This is a genomic window from Flavobacterium sp. ALJ2, assembly GCF_015594725.1.
Taxonomy (GTDB): Bacteria; Bacteroidota; Bacteroidia; order Flavobacteriales; family Flavobacteriaceae; genus Flavobacterium.
The window spans coordinates 1-19756 of record NZ_JADNRC010000018.1 but is presented as its reverse complement, the minus strand read 5'-3'; the positions used below and the strand labels follow the sequence as shown (position 1 = coordinate 19756).

General features: G+C 32.0%; 15 protein-coding genes. 8 read left to right on the top strand and 7 right to left on the bottom strand.

Annotated features, from left to right (window positions below; all coding sequences use genetic code 11):
- Positions 1-46: 46 nt before the first annotated feature.
- The 7 genes from IUY40_RS17175 to IUY40_RS17140 all read right to left on the bottom strand — a co-directional run bounded on the left by IUY40_RS17175 (position 47) and on the right by IUY40_RS17140 (position 9467).
- Positions 47-1174, bottom strand: coding sequence for a sensor protein KdpD (locus tag IUY40_RS17175; RefSeq protein ID WP_195738092.1), 1128 nt, complete (start codon positions 1172-1174; stop codon positions 47-49).
- Positions 1175-1271: 97 nt separating this feature from the next.
- Complete coding sequence (locus IUY40_RS17170) at positions 1272-2348, bottom strand: porin (protein ID WP_195738091.1); 1077 nt, start codon at positions 2346-2348, stop codon at positions 1272-1274.
- 436 nt (positions 2349-2784) lie between these two features.
- Positions 2785-3351, bottom strand: a complete 567-nt coding sequence (locus tag IUY40_RS17165; RefSeq protein WP_195738090.1) for a K(+)-transporting ATPase subunit C — start codon at positions 3349-3351, stop codon at positions 2785-2787.
- A gap of 101 nt (positions 3352-3452) precedes the next feature.
- Positions 3453-5486, bottom strand: a complete 2034-nt coding sequence (gene kdpB / locus IUY40_RS17160) for a potassium-transporting ATPase subunit KdpB (protein ID WP_195738089.1) — start codon at positions 5484-5486, stop codon at positions 3453-3455.
- 11 nt (positions 5487-5497) lie between these two features.
- Positions 5498-7219 carry a potassium-transporting ATPase subunit KdpA gene (gene kdpA, locus IUY40_RS17155; RefSeq protein WP_195738088.1) on the bottom strand — a complete coding sequence of 574 codons (1722 nt, stop codon included), beginning with the start codon at positions 7217-7219 and terminating at the stop codon, positions 5498-5500.
- Between the two features lie 458 nt (positions 7220-7677).
- Entirely contained in the window at positions 7678-7959 is a 282-nt protein-coding gene (locus IUY40_RS17145) for a hypothetical protein (protein ID WP_195738087.1), read from the bottom strand.
- 164 nt (positions 7960-8123) lie between these two features.
- Positions 8124-9467, bottom strand: coding sequence for a sigma-54 dependent transcriptional regulator (locus IUY40_RS17140; RefSeq protein WP_195738129.1), 1344 nt, complete (start codon positions 9465-9467; stop codon positions 8124-8126).
- Between the two features lie 217 nt (positions 9468-9684).
- Between IUY40_RS17140 and panB the strand changes: the two genes are divergently transcribed.
- The 8 genes from panB to IUY40_RS17100 form a co-directional block, all read left to right on the top strand.
- On the top strand, positions 9685-10503 hold the full coding sequence (panB, locus tag IUY40_RS17135) for a 3-methyl-2-oxobutanoate hydroxymethyltransferase (protein ID WP_195738086.1): 819 nt from the start codon (positions 9685-9687) through the stop codon (positions 10501-10503).
- A 51-nt stretch (positions 10504-10554) separates the two neighbouring features.
- Complete coding sequence (locus tag IUY40_RS17130) at positions 10555-11025, top strand: hypothetical protein (protein WP_195738085.1); 471 nt, start codon at positions 10555-10557, stop codon at positions 11023-11025.
- Between the two features lie 60 nt (positions 11026-11085).
- Positions 11086-11775, top strand: a complete 690-nt coding sequence (locus tag IUY40_RS17125; RefSeq protein WP_195738084.1) for an RNA pseudouridine synthase — start codon at positions 11086-11088, stop codon at positions 11773-11775.
- Positions 11776-11849: 74 nt separating this feature from the next.
- A complete protein-coding gene (locus IUY40_RS17120; RefSeq protein WP_195738083.1) occupies positions 11850-13178 on the top strand; it encodes an aldehyde dehydrogenase in 1329 nt (442 codons plus the stop codon).
- A gap of 194 nt (positions 13179-13372) precedes the next feature.
- The gene (locus tag IUY40_RS17115; RefSeq protein WP_195738082.1) at positions 13373-14170 is read left to right on the top strand and encodes a hypothetical protein; all 798 of its coding nucleotides are present in this window, start codon (positions 13373-13375) and stop codon (positions 14168-14170) included.
- Between the two features lie 123 nt (positions 14171-14293).
- Complete coding sequence (locus IUY40_RS17110) at positions 14294-18292, top strand: PAS domain S-box protein (RefSeq protein ID WP_229335616.1); 3999 nt, start codon at positions 14294-14296, stop codon at positions 18290-18292.
- 95 nt (positions 18293-18387) lie between these two features.
- Positions 18388-19242 carry a neutral zinc metallopeptidase gene (locus IUY40_RS17105; protein WP_195738080.1) on the top strand — a complete coding sequence of 285 codons (855 nt, stop codon included), beginning with the start codon at positions 18388-18390 and terminating at the stop codon, positions 19240-19242.
- A gap of 162 nt (positions 19243-19404) precedes the next feature.
- On the top strand, positions 19405-19756 hold a 352-nt coding region (locus IUY40_RS17100), incomplete at its 3' end, for a transposase (protein ID WP_195738079.1).

Genomic DNA, 19756 nt, shown 5'->3' with positions numbered 1-19756 from the left:
TTTAAACGTCTAACATCTCAAAATCTTGCTTCTCAACCTCTATCAACTAAGACAAAATAACAAGATCAACATTCGACAAAGAAAGACGACTCAGTAAACGTCTAAAAATCGATGTTGACAAAATTACCCTAAAAAAGTTAAAATGCGGTTTCCCAATACAAACCGTTGTAATTTCTTTTTGTTCAACAACCTTAAGCATTGTATCAGTAATATTAGTGCTTTCTATCTTAATGACTTCAGCACCAAGTTCTGTGGCCAGTTTAAAATTATTAATTAAATGACGTTGTTTATCCAACGCTATTTTATCACTACTTTCCTTTGGTAACTGAACGTATAAAACATACCAATCGCTATTATAGTAACTAGCCAATCGAGCTGTTTTTCTAATAATATTCTTTGCCGTTCGTTCATTACTACTTATGCAAGCTAATAATTTTTCGTGTCGCAGCGCCTGAGTTTTAGGAACTTCATTTTCTACTTTTCTAACAACCTGACTTGCAACTTCTCTAAGAGCCAATTCTCGGAGCTGCAAAATCTGATCTGCCTTAAAAAAATTATTCAATGCAGTCTGAATTTTATCTGCAGTATAAATTTTCCCTTCCTTCAAACGGTCAATTAAATCTTCAGAGGTCAAATCAATATTTACAACCTCATCTGCTAATCGCAATACATTATCAGGAATGCGTTCCTTAACATCTATATTAGTAATGCGTTTTACATCTTGATTTAAACTTTCAATATGTTGGATATTTACTGCCGAAATTACATTTATTCCAGACTCCAAAATCTCAAGAACATCTTGCCAACGTTTTTCATTCTTGCTTCCTTCAATGTTCGTATGCGCTAATTCATCTACAATAACCACTTCTGGTCGTAAATTAATTATGGCCTGTACATCCATTTCCTCCAGTTGCTTTCCTTTGTAAAAAATAGAACGACGCGGAATCACAGGTAAACCATCTAATAATTCATGTGTTTCCTTACGATTATGCGTTTCTATATACCCAATTTTTACATCAATTCCGTTTTTCAACAATGTGTGAGCTTCCTGTAGCATACGAAAAGTTTTGCCTACACCAGCACTCATGCCAATGTAGACCTTAAACTTACCTTTACGGGATTTCTGAATTAAATCGAGAAAGTGCTTAACATTATTTTCTTTATCGCTATCCATATATTTTATCTGTAAAAAAAGATGAAAGAAGTTAGAAGCAAAATGCCAAAATAATTACAAAATAAATCTTGCCTCTTGCTTCTGACTTCTAAATAATCTAAAGAGTGATTGCCAAAGATGTCGTTATAAATACGTTACTATCTGTTGGATTATTATTCTTCAAAAAGATATCATCTTTACTATTCAAAGTTCGTGCTTCTAATCTAAATATTACGTTTTCTGCAGCTAAATAATCAAAATTTGCCGAGAAACCATACGTTTTAAAACCATTTGGGGTATCAGTTGCAATGATTACACCCTTTTTATCCTGGTAATACTCCCCTCTTGCAGCTACCATGATTTTATTTGTTGGTTTATACTGCGCTATAACAATTGGAGCATACCAAACATCATAGTCAGAGCTTCCGTTAGTCGCTTGTTGTACACCAATGTCAAAACCAGCAACCAAATTCACTTTTTCAGACACTTTAAACTGTCCGTAAAAATCATTAAAGTATCTCCATTTTCTATCTACATCTGGTTGTTCATTCCCAACATACGTACTCCAGTTTAATGTAACTAGCGAAGTTGGTTTGTAAGTAACCTGAGTTCCAAAAGCTGGAGTCTGATTACCTTCAACTTTCTGGATACGTTGCCATCCATTTAAATACATCACAGCCAAATACCATTTTTCGCTCTTAGATGTATATCCTAGCTTTACACCTGCTTCATAATATGGAGAATTTTCAGCTAAGATACTTCTAGTCAAAGTCACACAATCCTTCCCGATTGCACTTTCAAAACCAATATGTGAAGGCATAATTCCTGCATCAATCCAAAGATTATGTTCCTTAGAAATTTTCACTCCTACATTAGCCTCATATACATTTTTCAATAAACCTTGCTCAGCTGCCAGATTATATTCGGCATAAGTTCCGGCCATAATTGCAAAATTACCTCGAACATTGTCTTTAGCATAATTAACTTTTGCTAAACCTAAATTTAAATTTACTTCATTGTGCTTATTATAATTATAAAGAAAACCTGGACGAGTATGATTGTCAGGTTTTCCAAAATCATAACTGTAATAAGTATCTATATAACCCGAAAATGTAAACGGACTTTTAGATTCTTCTTGAGCATTAACTGTTGTATATCCGAAAGCTATTAAAGCTATAAGTATTATTTTTTTCATTTTATAAGGGGGATTTAAACCCGACAAGTTTCTTTAACCTATCGCGTATAATTAAATTTTATTTATTATTATTTTTTAGGAGCAATCCCGATAGCTATCGGGACCAGCTATCAGCTATATCTTTTCCTGATTAAAGAAGCAAGAAAAGAATACCGCTCCTTCCGATACTTATCGGAACTGGGCTAAAAACACTTCGGGGTAACAAAGGCTTTAGTTTTTCCTAACAGGCTTGCAAGAACCTGTTAGGAAGTAAAGGACAAACTTAGATAAAGCAACTACAAGTCTATCGCTATTTTGTCCATAAATATGGATAATACAAAGCACTAGCATCCTAGCCAACACGTTTTAAAAACCTGTTAGATTTAGTATTAATTAGTGTATCTACTGCTATTTTCTTATCCTAACAGGTTTCCAAAACCTTTGCAGAAGTTAAAACTTAAGACCCTTTTTTAGAAAGTTCATCCAGAGCAACGTTTAATTCCAAAACATTAACTATTGGAGTTCCCATAATCTTAGGAGTATTGATTTTAGATTCAACCAAAGCTTTTACTTTGTCTTCAGGTAATTTTCTTTCTTTAGCAACACGTTTCACCTGAACCAAAGCGCCTTGTGGTGAAATATTTGGATCCAATCCACTACCAGAAGCAGTAACCATATCGGCAGGAATTTCCGATTTTATTAAATAAGGATGAACGATTAAAAAAGTATCAATTCTCTTTTGAACCACAGCTAAATAATCAGCATTACTTGGTCCTTTATTACTTCCACCACTTCCAGCAGCATTATAATCTACAGCTGATGGACGTCCCCAAAAATAATTAGACTTATCAAATTTCTGACCTATTTTTTGGTACCCTACCACTTTACCATTAACCAAAATAGTTTCTCCTTTACCTTGATTAGGTGCAAACTGTGCAATTCCATAAATTGCCAAAGGGTAAATAACTGCAAACAGAACTACCATAAGTAGGGTAAATTTTACTATTGAAAATATATTTTTCATTTTGTTTTTATTTTTTTGAATTTCTAAGAGACTAAGGTGCTAAGACACTAAGAACAAATCTTAGAACATTAGTCTCTTAGCATCTCAGAACTTTTATTTAATTACATAAACAGAGCTACAACCAAATCAATTAATTTAATACCAATAAAAGGAATAATCAATCCACCTAAACCGTATATCAATAAGTTTCTTTTTAAGATTGCACTGGCACCGATTGGCTTATAATCAACACCTCTCAACGCTAGCGGAATCAATATCGGAATAATAATCGCATTAAATATTACAGCCGATAAAATAGCACTCTCTGGACTATGCAAATGCATGATATTTAAACCTTGCAAAGCAGGAATCGCTGTTATAAAAAGCGCTGGAACAATTGCAAAATACTTCGCTACGTCATTTGCAATAGAAAATGTTGTAAGCGTACCTCGAGTCATTAATAACTGTTTTCCAATCTCAATAATCTCAATTAACTTAGTTGGGTCATTATCTAAATCGACCATGTTTCCAGCTTCCTTAGCAGCTTGAGTTCCACTATTCATTGCAACACCTACATCGGCTTGTGCAAGAGCTGGTGCGTCATTCGTACCATCACCCATCATTGCGACAAGTTTACCCATTTGTTGCTCATTTTTAATGTAGTTCATTTTATCCTCAGGTTTCGCTTCGGCAATAAAATCATCAACACCAGCAGCTTCTGCAATAAACTTAGCCGTAAGAGGGTTATCTCCAGTAACCATTACCGTTTTAACACCCATTTTTCTCAAACGGTCAAAACGTTCTTTCATTCCCGTTTTAATGATATCCTGTAATTCGATAACACCTTGCACCTGGTCGTTTTTAATCACCACCAATGGAGTTCCTCCTTTAGATGAGATATCAATTACTTTTTGAGCAATATCTTCTGGAAAAACATTCCCAGCCTGAAGTGCAATATTTTTTGCAGCATCCTGAGCTCCTTTTCTAATATTAGTACCGTCTTTTAAAACAACACCACTAGTTCTGGTTTCAGCAGTAAACTTGATTAAAGTAGCCCCTTCAATAGATAAGCTTTGAGCCACCGTTGTACCAGCTAGTTCTACAATACTTTTTCCTTCTGGAGTATCATCTGCAAGGGAACTTAATACAGCTGATTCAATAAATTCTTTTTCCGAAACGCCTTGAGCAGGATAAAAATTAGTTGCTTTTCTGTTACCAATAGTAATTGTTCCTGTTTTATCCAGAAGCAATACATCAATATCTCCAGCAGTTTCTACCGCTTTTCCAGATTTTGTAATTACGTTAGCGCGCAACGCTCTATCCATACCCGCAATCCCGATTGCAGAAAGTAACCCTCCAATTGTTGTTGGAATCAAACATACAAACAGTGCAATAAAAGCAGCGATTGTTATTGGAGCATTCGCATAATCTGCAAATGGTTTTAGTGTAATACAAACAATTACAAAGATTAGTGTAAAGGCAGCCAACAAAATAGTCAATGCAATTTCGTTTGGCGTTTTCTGACGACTTGCTCCTTCAACCAAAGCAATCATTTTATCAAGAAAACTTTCACCTGGTTCAGAAGTTACAATAACCTTAATTTTATCCGACAATACTTTTGTTCCACCAGTAACTGATGATTTATCTCCACCAGCTTCACGAATTACAGGAGCACTTTCTCCAGTAATCGCACTTTCGTCAATAGTTGCCAAACCTTCGATAATTTCACCATCGGTTGCAATTAAATCTCCAGCTTCACAAACAAAAACATCTCCTTTTTTTAATTCCGAAGAACTAATATTTCTGATTTCTCCGTTAGGCAGAATTTGTCTTGCGGGAGTTTCCTCCCTAGTTTTTCTTAAACTATCGGCTTGAGCTTTACCCCTAGCTTCGGCAATTGCTTCGGCGAAGTTGGCAAACAAAAGTGTTACGAGTAAAATTAAAAACACAATTAAATTATATGCAAAACTACCTTGATCCTGTGCTCCCATTAATATGGAAATACAAACGGCAAACATAATAGCAGTACCTATTTCTACGGTAAACATTACCGGATTTTTAATCATCAATTTTGGATTAAGCTTCACAAAAGATTGCACCAAGGCATCTTTTACCTGCTTACTTTCAAACAATGAATTGGATTTATTGTTAGTCATTTTCTTTTATATTATTTTAATGTAAAATATTCTGCCAATGGACCTAAAGCCAACGCTGGGAAGAATGATAAGGCGGCGATAATTGCGATTACAGCAAAAACCATAACTCCAAAAATAGAAGTGTCAGTTTTTAAAGTTCCTGCACTTTCTGGGATATATTTTTTATTAGCAAGCAATCCTGCAATAGCCAATGGCCCGATTATAGGAATAAAACGACTCAATAACAATACAATACCAGTAGTAATATTCCAGAATGGGTTGTTATCTCCTAAACCTTCAAAACCAGAACCGTTATTGGCAGCACTCGAAGTATATTCATATAACATTTCCGAAAATCCGTGATTACCTGGATTGTTTAACCAACCCGTTGCATTCCCGCTAAACCAAAATCCCATTGCAGTATCATTTGCAGCAAAATAAGACGCTAAGGCTGTTCCTGATAATATTAATAAAGGATGAAGAATAGCAATAAAAGCAGCAATTTTAACTTCCCGAGCTTCGATTTTCTTTCCTAAAAACTCTGGAGTTCTACCTACCATTAAACCCGAAATAAATACAGCTAGAATAATGAATACGTAAAAGTTAAGAATACCAACACCACAGCCACCATAAAAAGCATTAACCATCATAGCAAGCAATTCCATAGCACCAGATACTGGCATCGAGCTATCATGCATACTGTTAACAGAACCTGTAGAGATCACTGTAGTTGCAATACTCCAAAAGCCTGAAATGGCTGGTCCAAAACGAACCTCCTTACCTTCCATTGCACCTGTAGCTTGAGTAATCCCCATTCTTTCGATAGCAGGATTTCCGTTAATCTCGCTCATAACTGTTGGGATAACTAGCAATAAGAATCCAACCGTCATTACTCCAAAAATTACGTATGAAAATTTTCTTTTCTTAAGATAAAAACCTAAAGCAAAAATCATAGCAAACGGAACAATTAATTGCGCCCATAATTCAACGGCATTCGTAAAATAAGTAGGGTTTTCTAATGGATGAGCTGAGTTAGCTCCAAAAAAACCACCCCCGTTTGTACCTATATGTTTTATAGCGATAAATGCTGCAGCAGGTCCACGAGAAACCTCTACATGATCACCTTGTAAAGTAGTAATTGCATCTTTACCTTCAAAAGTCATCGGAGAACCGCTAAATATAAGAGCAATAGCTACAATAGCCGAAAGAGGTAATAAAATACGAGTACAGCTTTTTATAAAATAATTATAAAAGTTACCTAGTTTATCTGTAGTTCTTTCTTTCATAGCAGTAAAAACCATTGCAGCAGCAGCCAGTCCAACACCTGCTGAAACAAATTGCAAGAACATCAGGAACATTTGAGATAAATAAGATACACCACTTTCGCCTGAATAATGCTGTAAATTACAGTTCACTATAAATGAAATGGCAGTATTAAACGCCAAATCTGGACTCATCGATGGATTGTTATCAGGATTTAAAAATAACGACCCTTGAAACAATAAAATAAAAAAGCAAAGAAAAAACCAAACCATATTTATACTTAAAAGTGCTTTTAAGTGCTGTTTCCAGTTCATTTCTTCGGTGGAATTGATTCCACTGATTTTAAAAATAAGTTTTTCAATTGGATTGAAAATCGGGTCAAGTAATGTTTTATCACCCAAATAAACTTTAGCAATATATTTCCCCAAAGGAATGGCTAAAACTATCGTAATGATAAAAATACTGATGACGCCAAATAATTCTGTATTCATAGTTATGAGATGTTTTTTTGTGAATTCTAAAATGTTTTTTTTGTGAAATGTAAATTGTAAAATATGAAAAGTAAAAACAAACTGATGTACACCATCTAACCTTCTTACTTTTCTTCTTTTAGTTTTTACATTTTTATAGAAAGCATTTTACGTAATTTAAAATTTTTCGGGTTTGATTAGTACATAAACCAAATAGCCGAAAACGGCAAGGGCGATGATAAATAGTGCAGTCATGATTTAAATTTTTTCAAAAAATTCAACAGATTTAAAACAAATCGCAAAGAGCAAAACTGCCAGTGCGAGTAAAATAATAGTGAGTAACATAGGTTTTGATTTATTTAGATTATTGGATTATTTATTTTTAGATGAGGAGAATCAAGACTTAAAAATACAAGATTTAGTCTTTTTGCCTTGCTTCTATTCTCTTGTTTCTATTCTCTTGTTTCTATCAGTCTTTCTTACACTCCCGACGCATTAATTTGTTTTATATATTCTGCCTTCAACGATTTTGGAAATAAATCCGAAATCGTACAGTGACGCAATTCCATAAAAGAAGAAACAGAGAAAATATATACATTCGAAATAGCACTTTTAGTTTCGTAACTTCCCGTAGTATATAATCTCTCGGCAAGAGCCAGGCATTTTTTTGCTCTGACAATATTCCCCGTAATGATTGCAGTCTTAGTGATTTCGGCAAAACGCTCTGCTTGCTTGTAAATCGTGGTGACTTGATTTTTCATAAGAATAATTTTTTTAGTTCTCCATCCCTTATGCCAAAATACATTCCAAAAAAAACAATTAATCACAAAGCTCTAAAAACTAAAACATTATCAAATCTACTGAATATTTAGACATAAAAAAAGCCTATCAAAATGATAGGCTTTTCTCAAAATAGTATGTTTAATTATTGGATATTATATTCGTCTAGTTTTCGATAAAGAGTCGCAATCCCAATTTCGAGTAATCGTGCCGTTTCTGCTTTATTACCTTTAGTATAATTAAATACTTTCTGGATGTGCAACTTTTCTACACTTTGCATAGAAAAAGCTGAGACACTTTTATTCGTTTTAACTACCTGATGTTGCATTTCATAAGGCAACACATCTTCTGTTAAAACATCATCATTTACCAAAATTACCGAGCGTTCGATAACGTTCTTTAATTCACGAACATTTCCGGGCCATTGGTAAGTTTCCAGTTTTTGCATAAAACCCTCATCAATAGATAATTCTTTTTTATTTATTTTTTCAGAAAATTGCTTCACATAATAATATGCCAATGGAGCAATATCCTTAACCCTTTCTCGTAAAGGCGGAATCTTGATTTCAAATATATTCAACCTGAAATATAAATCCGAACGAAAACGATGTTCTTCACTTTCAATCTTTAAATCCCGATTGGTTGCTGCAATTAACCTAAAATTAGATTTTCTTGGTTTAGTATCTCCAAGCTGTATGTATTCGCTTGTTTCCAGAACACGCAATAATTTAGCTTGCAGTTCTAATGGCATTTCTCCTATCTCATCTAAGAATAAAGTCCCCCCGTTAGCCTCTTCAATATATCCTTTTTTATCTTTAATAGCCCCTGTAAAAGCACCTTGCTTATGTCCAAACAATTCGCTCTCAAGAATTTCTTTACTAAAAGTACTGCAATTTAATGCCACAAAAGACTTACCAACCCTATTGCTGTTTTCATGAATTGCCTGAGCAAAAACTTCTTTACCAGTTCCTGTTTCACCCATCAACAATACAGTCGAATCAGTTTTAGAAACTTTTTGCGCCAAATTAATAACCTGCTCCAACCCCTTAGATTTACCGATAATATTATCAAATGAATATTTATCAGAGATTCTCTTTTCAAGTTGCTTAACTTTCTTCTGCAATTGTACTTTTTCTAAAGCTTTATACAAAAGCGGAATAATTTTATCATTATCATCGCCTTTCACAATATAATCGAAAGCACCATTTTTCATGGCTTGAACGCCATCCGAAATTTTACCAAAAGCAGTTAACAAAATAACTTCCGTGAGAGGGAAACCTGTTTTTATTTTTTGAAGAAAATCAACACCATTTCCATCGGGAAGTTTTACATCGCAAAGTACAGCATCAATATCATTATGTTCCAATTTTTTATAACCTGATTTTAAATCTGGTGCTTCAAAAACTTCGAAACCTTCTGAACGTATAATTCTAGCGAGAAGATTACGTAATTTTTCTTCGTCGTCAATAATGAGGATATTTTTCAAAATGGGAATTTGTGAATTAGTTTTTCAAAATTAGTTAATTTACCCATTTGTTAATTAAATACTTCAAAATACTTTCCATTAATAGCAATTCTATAAAACTTTTACTTCTCATTTTTATATTCCCAATCAAAATTCAATTTAAAAAAATTCAATTTATTACTTTTACAGATTCAAAATATAAATCAATCCCGATTCTGTCGGAACTAAATCATAGATTACAATGTCTGTAGCAAAAAAAGATTACAAAAGAATTACTACTAAATCATTAATTGAAATGAAAGCCAATGGGCAAAAAATTTCAATGCTAACGGCTTACGATTATACCATGGCCAAAATTGTTGATACTGCTGGAATTGATGTGATTCTTGTGGGAGATTCAGCTTCAAATGTGATGGCTGGTCATGAAACTACATTACCAATTACTTTGGACCAAATGATTTATCATGCTTCATCTGTAGTGAGAGCTATCGAAAGAGCTTTGGTAGTTGTTGATTTACCTTTTGGAAGTTACCAATCGGATCCAAAAGAAGCATTACGCTCTGCTATCAGAATCATGAAAGAAAGCGGTGGCCATGCAGTAAAACTAGAAGGTGGAAAAGAAATTAAAGAATCTATAAAAAAGATTTTAAACGCAGGAATTCCTGTTATGGGACATTTGGGTTTAACACCACAATCAATATATAAATTCGGAACATATACTGTTCGTGCTAAAGAAGAAGACGAAGCCGAAAAACTAATTGAAGATGCAAAAATGCTAGAAAAAATTGGTTGTTTTGCTTTAGTCCTAGAAAAAATTCCTGCACATTTAGCTGAGAAAGTTGCCAAAAGCATCTCTATTCCTGTAATCGGAATCGGTGCTGGAGGTCAAGTTGATGGTCAAGTTCTTGTAATTCACGATATGCTAGGAATGAACAATGAGTTTAGTCCACGTTTCTTAAGACGCTACATGAATTTATATGAAGGAATGACTACAGCAATTAGCCAATATGTAGATGATGTAAAATCTGGAGATTTTCCTAACGAAAAAGAGCAGTATTAAGTATATAGTCTTTAATATTCTTAATTAATGTGTTTGAATTAAGCTATAATAATGAACAAAGAAATCAATTACATACAAGATCAGTGGAGAAAAGAATTACTTCCAAAAACTGACTGTATTTTGTTTAAAAATGGAAAAGTTATTATAGCAAATATCTATAAGTTACAAGAACCTAACTCAAAGAAGAGCAAACAATATTGGATTCCATTATGTGACACAACAATTGATAGCTTAGAAAAATACGAAAGTGATATTTGGACAACTGTTAATATTTTTCATGGAGCAATAAATCATGGAGATGAAATAATTGTATTTGGAGATGGAAGTATGGGACATGAAGGATTTATTGCATCAACTAATAAAAATGGTGACTTAAATTGGGCGATATTTTTTACCTTTTCAAATCCAATTTTTAGTGCAGAAATAAAGAATGATGAATTAATTTGTATTTCAGAATTAGAAACTAAAATTACAATTCAACTTAAAGATTTAACCAAAATTTCAATTGAAACAAAATATTAAACAATCATAGCTCCTTAAAATAAGTTTTCTAAAAATCCAATAATCTAAGCCAATCTAACTATGAAAATTATTTCGACCAAAGACAATCTCCAAGTTCTACACGAAGACAACCATATTATTGTGGTTAATAAGCGTGTAGGCGATATTGTACAAGGTGATAAAACAGGTGATAAGCCCTTATCGGATGTTGTAAAAGAATATATTAAAGATAAATATAATAAACCTGGCGAAGTGTTTTTGGGTGTAATACATCGCTTAGACCGCCCTACAACTGGAATAGTTGTTTTTGCCAGAACAAGTAAAGCCTTAACGCGTATGAACGAACTGTTTAGTAATCGCGAAACTCAAAAAACCTATTGGGCAGTTGTTAAGAACAAACCTCAGGAAACAACTGCCAAATTGGTTCATTTTTTAAAAAGAAATGAAAAAAACAATACATCAAAAGCACATCTAAAAGAAGTTCCAGAGAGTAAATTAGCTAGCTTAGATTATACTGTATTTAAAGAACTTCAGAATTACGTAGCACTGGAAATTAATTTACATACAGGCAGACATCATCAAATTAGAGCGCAACTTTCGGCTATTGGATCACCTATAAAAGGAGATCTAAAATACGGTTTTGACAGAAGCAATCCCGATGGAGGAATTCATCTTCATGCACGAAAATTAACCTTCATACATCCAGTAACAAAAGAATCACTTACTATTATAGCACCTACTCCAGATGAAGTAATATGGAATGCTATATAATTTTTAGAAAAAAACTATTTTATTTGATATTTTAAAATTAACTTGCATAGTGTAAAACTAAGCTGATTTTTAAAATGGACTATAAAAATGACATTGGTTACAGAAAAGAGACGCTTAAAAAACTATTGTTCAACATACAAGAAAGCGAAGATTTAATCGTTAAAGCTTTGTATGATGATTTCAAAAAGCCTGCTTTTGAAGCTGTTCTAACCGAAACCAATTATGTCATTTCGGAATTAAAAGATACTATTAAAAACATTTATAGCTGGGCAAAACCGCAACGTGTTTTTTCATCAATACTTAATTTTCCTTCTACCGATTATATTTATAAAGAGCCTTTTGGGAAAATATTAATTTTAGCTCCTTGGAATTATCCTTTCCAACTTGCTTTATGCCCATTAATATCAGCCGTCGCAGCAGGAAACAAAGTCACTTTAAAACCTTCAGAACTTACTCCTAAAACAGCCGAGATTATAAGTGAAATAATTCAGAAAACATTTCACATTAATCATGTCGAAGTAGTACAAGGAGGTACCGATGTTTCGCAAAAACTTTTGGAAAAACGCTGGGACTATATATTCTTTACCGGAAGTGTAGCCGTCGGGAAAATTGTAGCAAAAGCCGCTGCCGAAAACCTCACTCCAGTTACACTTGAACTTGGCGGGAAAAACCCATGTATTATTGATGAAACAGCTAATTTAAAATTAGCAGCAAAAAGAATTGTATGGGGTAAATTCATCAATGCTGGACAAACCTGTATTGCTCCTGATTATATCCTGATTCATAAAAGTATGAAAACTTATCTTATAGGTTATTTAAAAGATGAAATCATTAAAGCTTACGGTCAAAACCCACAAGATTCCCCTGATTTTGCAAGAATAATCAACATCAAAAACTGGGTACGATTAGATAGCATGATTGAGTCAAATAAAGTAATTTTCGGAGGACAAACAGATCCTAAAAGCCTTTACATTGCTCCCACTCTTATTGATGAGCCAAATATAGAAAGTAATATTATGCAAGAAGAAATTTTCGGACCATTATTACCTATACTTACCTACAAAACCGAGGCAGACATAAAGAACATCATCGACCAATACGAAAAACCTCTTGCTTTATATGTATTTAGTGAAAATCCCCATTTTGCAAAAAAAACAATCACACGTTATTCATTTGGTGGAGGATGTATAAATGATACAATTATTCATTTTTCAAATAAAAGACTTCCATTTGGAGGTGTAGGACATAGTGGCATTGGGGCATATCATGGTAAATTAAGTTTTGATACATTTTCTCATCATAAAGGCATTGTTAAAAAGGCCAACTGGCTAGATCTGCCAATGCGATATGCACCATATAAAGACAAATTAGCAACCATTAAAAAATTATTAGATTGGATGTAAATACAATCTATTTTAAATATTTATAGACAAATTAATTTTTCACAACTAAGTAACTAACCACACGAGATCCTTTTGTCAAAAAAATGTTTTAAACTTGATCGATTTAAAAAATATATTACATTTACTACTGATATTTTATAATTAAATAATCTAGAAAAAAATTAAATACAATCAAATAACTACTTTAAAAAACTATGAATCCTACGCAACAACGAATTGAAGAAATTAAAAAAAATGGGTATCAATTAAATTTTTCAAATGTATTTAATCATGCTTTCGAAAATTATAAAAAAATAGCCCTTTACGCTGGATTGATTATACTTATTTTTTACTTTATACTTGGTGTTTTAGGTTCTGGAGTTCTAATTTCTATTTTTGGAATCGAAAGTTTTACAAAAGAATCTTTAGAAAACTTACAACACGTTAAATTATCTGGACAATCACTTGTAATTTATATGGCAAGTATGCTTTTATTGGCTGTAATTTTTGCCCCATTTACAGCTGGTTTTTTAAAAATGGCTGACTGTGCAGATAAAGATGAAGAATTTAATGTATCTACTATTTTTTATTACTATAGATTACCATACCTAACAAATATTATTGTAGCTACATTGCTTATATCAATAATAAACGCTTCTATATCAGTAATTCTTGATACTCTTAACTTATCATTTATAGGAACAGTAATTTCATTGCTAGTTTCACTTTTTACTTACCTAACAATTCCACTAATTATCTTTGGTAATTTTAATGCTGTTGAAGCAATTAAAACAAGCTTTATGGTTGTCTCGAAACAACCTTTAATGCTTATAGGATTATTAATTGTTTCAGTATTAGGTGTAATGGTTGGATTCATCGGATGTTGTATCGGAGTAATTTTCACTATTCCATTTATTTATTCTATGACATATGCTATCTATTCTTCAATTATTGGTTTAGATAAAATCGAAGAAATTAAAGAATATAATTCAGGACCAAAAACATTTTTATAAAAGCACTATTAAAATAATAATTCCCACAAGAATCTATTTAATCAAACCAAAAACCCTCCAAAATCTATGGTTTTTTACTGTAGTTTTATATCAATAATATTCTCATGGCCAACCCCAATAGACTTGGCAAATAAATTATTGTTATTTAACGACGTAAGCATTCAATGGATGATTTCATATAACAATCCTAAGCTCCCTGCTCTAGGGCTAGTTCTATTTGGTCTTATTGCCTTTTTGGTTTATCATTTTTTTAATATAAAAAATCAATTAGGCAATTTTATCGAAAAAGAAAAAGAGAATGATACTACCGACAAAGAGTATTTACTTTATTTTTTATTCTTAGGGATCAACATAATATTAATAGAAGTAATTAATGAGCTATTAAAAATTAGACCAAAAAGCTTACTTATTATAAATACCTTTATTGGTTTGCTCTTTTTATTATTCTACTTCATAACAACCAAAGTTAACTACTTACGTAAAAATGTACAATTTATCTTCATTGCATTATTTTTGCTCTTTTTTATTTATATAGCACGTAATGTAATTATTTTACCCAATGACATCAATCCTATAATTAGCTTTATTGTTGCCTTTTACTTTTCATATTCTATTTTAAAACCTATAAAATTATATTGGATTTTTACAGCCTTCATATTTTTATTTTTAATTGATGCTACAATTTCACAATTAATTTCGTTTAAGACATCCGTAGTTTTAATTAATTTCTCTCTTATTTCATTTGTTGCCAACTATGTAAAATATGCTGTATTACTAAATATGAATGATAAATTTCGTTTTTCAAATGAAATAGTACATAAAGGAAATTCACTAACTATAGCAAGTAATTGCAAAGGAGAAATCTTATTTTGTAGCGAAACTATAATTAATATTCTTGGATATTCACCTGAAGAAGTCATGGGAATGGGTTTTTGGAAACTCACTGAAGATCCCGAATTTATTGCCGAAGAATATCATTTAAATTACGCCGACAACAAACTCTACATTAGGAAATTAAAATGTAAAAATGGAGAATACAAATACATTCAATGGAAAGATAAAAAATTCTCTGAAAACTTAATAATTGGTATTGGACAAGATATTACAGAACAAATTAATACCAAAGATTTATATAAAAATCTAATCCAGACAGCTACTGATTTAATTTTTGAAGCCGATGATGATGGTAATTTTACTTTTATCAATGAATTTGCAATTTCAACATTAGGGTATTCCCAATCAGAAATCATTTCACATAATTACCTAGAATTCATTCGATTAGACTACATCACAAATACGATGAGTTTTTATGAAAATCTGGAAGAGAACCTAAAGAAAAAAGAAAATAATTTTCCTGCTATTGAAATTCCATTATTGACAAAAAATAAAGAAGAATTATGGGTCTCACTTAAAGTTATTATCCGCAAAAATGATTTAGGAAAAATAACGGGTTATGCAGGTATAGCAAGAGATATTACCAAACTAAAAAACATTGAAATTGAAAATAAAATCAGGCACGAAAAAATAGAAGATTACAATACAGTATCCAAAAAATTATCAACAACAAACTTTAGCAATTATAATGACATAGACAGTGTTGTCGAACTAATTATCAAAGAAGCAGCAATAGCTTCAAAAACAAATCGGGTTAGTTATTGGAAGTATACTGAAGATACTATTACCTGTTCCAATTTTTTCAGCATAGACAATCATAAGCTTAATAAAAGAACAGTTTTAAAAAAAGAATCCTATCCTATATATTTTGATTCTATAAAAAACAAAACTATAATAAATGCTCCTGATGTCTTTAATCAATTAGAAATGTCTGAATTTACAAAAAAGGCTTTCTTAAAGAATAATATTAAGTCAATGCTAGATATCCCTATTTTTACAAATGGACAACTAACGGGTATTCTTTGTTTTGAAGCAACCCAAAATAAACGAATTTGGGACAATGAAGACATCAGTTTTGGTCGGACAATTTCAGATATTATTTCCTTAGCTATCTCATCACAAATGAGATTAATTGCAGAAAAAAAATTAGAATTCAAGAGTCAGTTATTATCTGCATTAGCATTATGTACCGAAAAGTTTTTACTGAGTAAAAGTACCTCCAAAATGTTTGAAGAAACTTTTGACATAATAGGAAAAGCGACAAAAGTTGATCATATGTTTTATTATGAAAAAGATATGGACACAAACCTTGTTAGTCAAAAATATAAATGGGCAAGAAAAGGAATTATAGAACAAATAACAAAACTACAAGGTTTTAGCCCTGAAAACTTAAATGAAATATTTTCTCAGGCACAAAACAAAAAAATATTAAATACACTCACCACAAAACTTAAAGATTCTTTTTTTAAAGAACTATTAATAGCCAATGAAATCAAATCTATTCTAATACTTCCTTTATATATTAATGATGAGTTTACAGGATTTATAGGATTCGATGATTGTACAAATGAGAAAAAGTGGAGCGAAGATGAGATTTATATTTTACAGTCACTTGCAAATAACATATCTTCAACCTTAGAAAGAAACAGAAACGAAACTAGAATTCACCAAAGTGAAGAAAAATTTAAGCTAATCGCTAATAATATTCCTGGCACTGTGTACCTATCAAAATTTGATGAACTAGCAACAAAGATATTCCTAAGTGATGAAATAGAAAATTTAACAGGATATCCAAAATCTGAGTTTCTAGAAAACAAACTGTCTTTTCTATCATTAATACATCCAGATGACAAAGAAAACATTACTAAAAACCAAATTAACGATTTAAACAAAGGAATTCCAATGCATTGCGTTTACAGAATAAAAAGAAAATCTGGCGAATATATCTGGGTAGAGGAATTTGGTGATGTAATCAAAAAGGGAAATACAATTGATTTTGTTGGTGGAATTTATTTTGACATTACAAGCAAAAAAGAAACCGAAGATGCAATAAAGGCAAAACAATTGGCAGAAGCTGCAAATAAATCAAAATCTGATTTTTTAGCAAATATGTCACATGAAATTCGAACTCCACTAAATGGAATTATTGGTTTTACAAATTTACTAATGAAAACAAATCTTCAGGAGATTCAGCAAAAATATATGATTACAGTTAATCAATCAGCACAATCATTACTTAATATTATAAATGACATTCTTGATTTCTCTAAAATAGAAGCTGGAAAATTAGAGTTAAATATTGATCAATATAACATACGAGAAGTACTTAATCAAGTTATTGATTTAATATTATATGAATCCAACCTTAAAAACCTTACATTAGAACTTAACATTAACGAAGATGTACCCAGCTGTTTCTGGATAGACATCGTTAGAATAAAACAAATTTTAATTAATTTACTTGCAAATGCAGTTAAATTCACCGAAAAGGGTACCATAAAACTTAACGTAACGATACTAGATAAAATAAATAATACGTACACAATACGCTTTTCAGTTTCTGATACTGGCATTGGAATACTAGAAGAAAATAAAAAACGGATTTTCCAAGCATTTTCACAAGAAGACAGCTCCACTACCCGAAAATTTGGAGGTACAGGATTAGGATTAACTATTTCAAACAAATTACTTAGCTTAATGGATAGTCATTTAAAAGTAGAAAGTAAGGTAAACGTAGGAAGCACTTTTTATTTTGATCTAGATATACAAAGCTGCAATATATATGATCCTGTTTGTTTTGAAAATTCTATAAACAACAACAATACTACCTATGTTTTAACCAAAGAACAACTTACAAAAGAAATAAAATTCCTTATCGTAGAAGATAATAATGTCAATCGATTACTACTCAAAGCCACTATAAAAAATCTTTTTATAAATGCTATTATATACGATGCTGAAAACGGAGAACAAGCTGTTGAATTATACAAAACAATTGATCCAGATATCATCTTTATGGACATACAAATGCCAATTATGAACGGATATGAAGCAACAAAAGCAATACGGAAATTAAAATCAGGAAAAAAAATCCCAATAATTGCTGTAACTGCCGGAGCAGAAAAAGATGAAAAACAAAATTGTATCAATGCTGGAATGACAGGTTATATATCAAAACCAATCATTAAGGGAAGCATCGAAAAAGCCATAATAAAATCTATTATCTAAATAGTAAAGAAATAGAAGATAGAAACAATTATTTCAAAAAATATATATAAATTCGTGTGTGTAAATTTGAGTAAAAACGTTAAAACCATATAATTATGAAATGGCAAGGCAGAAGACAAAGCGATAATGTAGAAGACAGAAGAGGAATGTCGTCTGGAGGTAAAACTCTCGTAGGAGGTGGAATTATTGGTGTTATAATTTTATTAGTGAATATTTTTGGTGGCGAAAATGCTCAATTTATAACTCCAGTCTTAGAACAAATGCAAGGCTCTCAGCCTAGTCAAACCGAAGTAGCTGCACCATTAAGCAAGGAAGATGAAGAAATGGGCAACTTTGTTCGAGTAAATTTAGCCGATAATGAAGACATATGGAGTAAAATATTTACTGAAAATGGAATGATATATAAAAATCCGAAATTGGTACTTTTTAAAGGTTCAGTAGAAACGGCTTGCGGTGGAGCCACATCAGCATCAGGACCATTTTATTGCCCTGGAGATCAAAAAGTATATATGGATTTAGCCTTCTTTGAGGAATTAAAAACTAGATTTGGAGCTAAGGGTGGTGATTTTGCAATTTCATACGTTATAGCGCATGAAATAGGGCACCACATACAAACATTATTAGGTACATCCGCCAAAATGCGTAAAGCTCAAGAAGGTAAAAGCGAAGCACAAGCCAATAAATTATCTGTAGCATTAGAACTTCAGGCTGACTTTTATGCAGGAGTTTGGGCACATTACAATGAGAAAAATCTAGATACTGGCGATATTGACGAAGCTTTAAGTGCGGCAAATGCAGTCGGAGATGATGCAATACAAAGTAAAATGCAAGGACGAGTAGTTCCAGACTCTTTTACACACGGTACTTCAGAACAACGAATATACTGGTTCAAAAAAGGATTTAGCACGGGAGATATTAAACAAGGAGATACTTTTGCTGAAATTAGATAACAATAATATAAGGTTCTCTTTCTAAAGAGACAACTTAAAGCAACTATTATATGATTTACAATAAGATATATTTTAAATAAAAATACATTTAAGCAATTACTAGCCAGGATTAAATACTTCTTATACAAAAACAAATCATAGTGAGACTCTGTAAAGCAGTTATTGGCCAGAAGTAGATATGCTCTTTATAAATCTCCGGAAAAATGGACTGAGAGTCAAAATGAAAGAACTTTGATCTTATTTGAGTTATATCCTGATATCAAAACAGCTTATAGAATAGTTCAGCAACTTCGTGGGATTTACAACAACTACAATGACAAACACATTGCTATGACCAAACTAGCTCATTGGTTCAGGAATGTAGAAGAATCCGGTTTTAAAAACTTTAGCACTCTACTTAACACCAGAACTATTAATTACCAGTCAATCTTAAACTATTTTAATAATAGAAGTACAAATGCTTCAGCGGAATCTTTTAACGCTAAAGTAAAAGCGTTTAGAGCTCAATTTAGAG

What these genes read in the sequence shown, in the direction of transcription:
- kdpA (WP_195738088.1), bottom strand. Translation starts at nt 7,219, where the DNA reads ATGAATACAGAATTATTTGGCGTCATCAGTATTTTTATCATTACGATA.
- IUY40_RS17165 (WP_195738090.1), bottom strand. Translation starts at nt 3,351, where the DNA reads ATGAAAAATATATTTTCAATAGTAAAATTTACCCTACTTATGGTAGTT.
- IUY40_RS17170 (WP_195738091.1), bottom strand. Translation starts at nt 2,348, where the DNA reads ATGAAAAAAATAATACTTATAGCTTTAATAGCTTTCGGATATACAACA.
- IUY40_RS17175 (WP_195738092.1), bottom strand. Translation starts at nt 1,174, where the DNA reads ATGGATAGCGATAAAGAAAATAATGTTAAGCACTTTCTCGATTTAATT.
- IUY40_RS17105 (WP_195738080.1), top strand. Translation starts at nt 18,388, where the DNA reads ATGAAATGGCAAGGCAGAAGACAAAGCGATAATGTAGAAGACAGAAGA.
- panB (WP_195738086.1), top strand. Translation starts at nt 9,685, where the DNA reads ATGTCTGTAGCAAAAAAAGATTACAAAAGAATTACTACTAAATCATTA.
- kdpB (WP_195738089.1), bottom strand. Translation starts at nt 5,486, where the DNA reads ATGACTAACAATAAATCCAATTCATTGTTTGAAAGTAAGCAGGTAAAA.
- IUY40_RS17115 (WP_195738082.1), top strand. Translation starts at nt 13,373, where the DNA reads ATGAATCCTACGCAACAACGAATTGAAGAAATTAAAAAAAATGGGTAT.
- IUY40_RS17120 (WP_195738083.1), top strand. Translation starts at nt 11,850, where the DNA reads ATGGACTATAAAAATGACATTGGTTACAGAAAAGAGACGCTTAAAAAA.
- IUY40_RS17125 (WP_195738084.1), top strand. Translation starts at nt 11,086, where the DNA reads ATGAAAATTATTTCGACCAAAGACAATCTCCAAGTTCTACACGAAGAC.
- IUY40_RS17145 (WP_195738087.1), bottom strand. Translation starts at nt 7,959, where the DNA reads ATGAAAAATCAAGTCACCACGATTTACAAGCAAGCAGAGCGTTTTGCC.
- IUY40_RS17130 (WP_195738085.1), top strand. Translation starts at nt 10,555, where the DNA reads ATGAACAAAGAAATCAATTACATACAAGATCAGTGGAGAAAAGAATTA.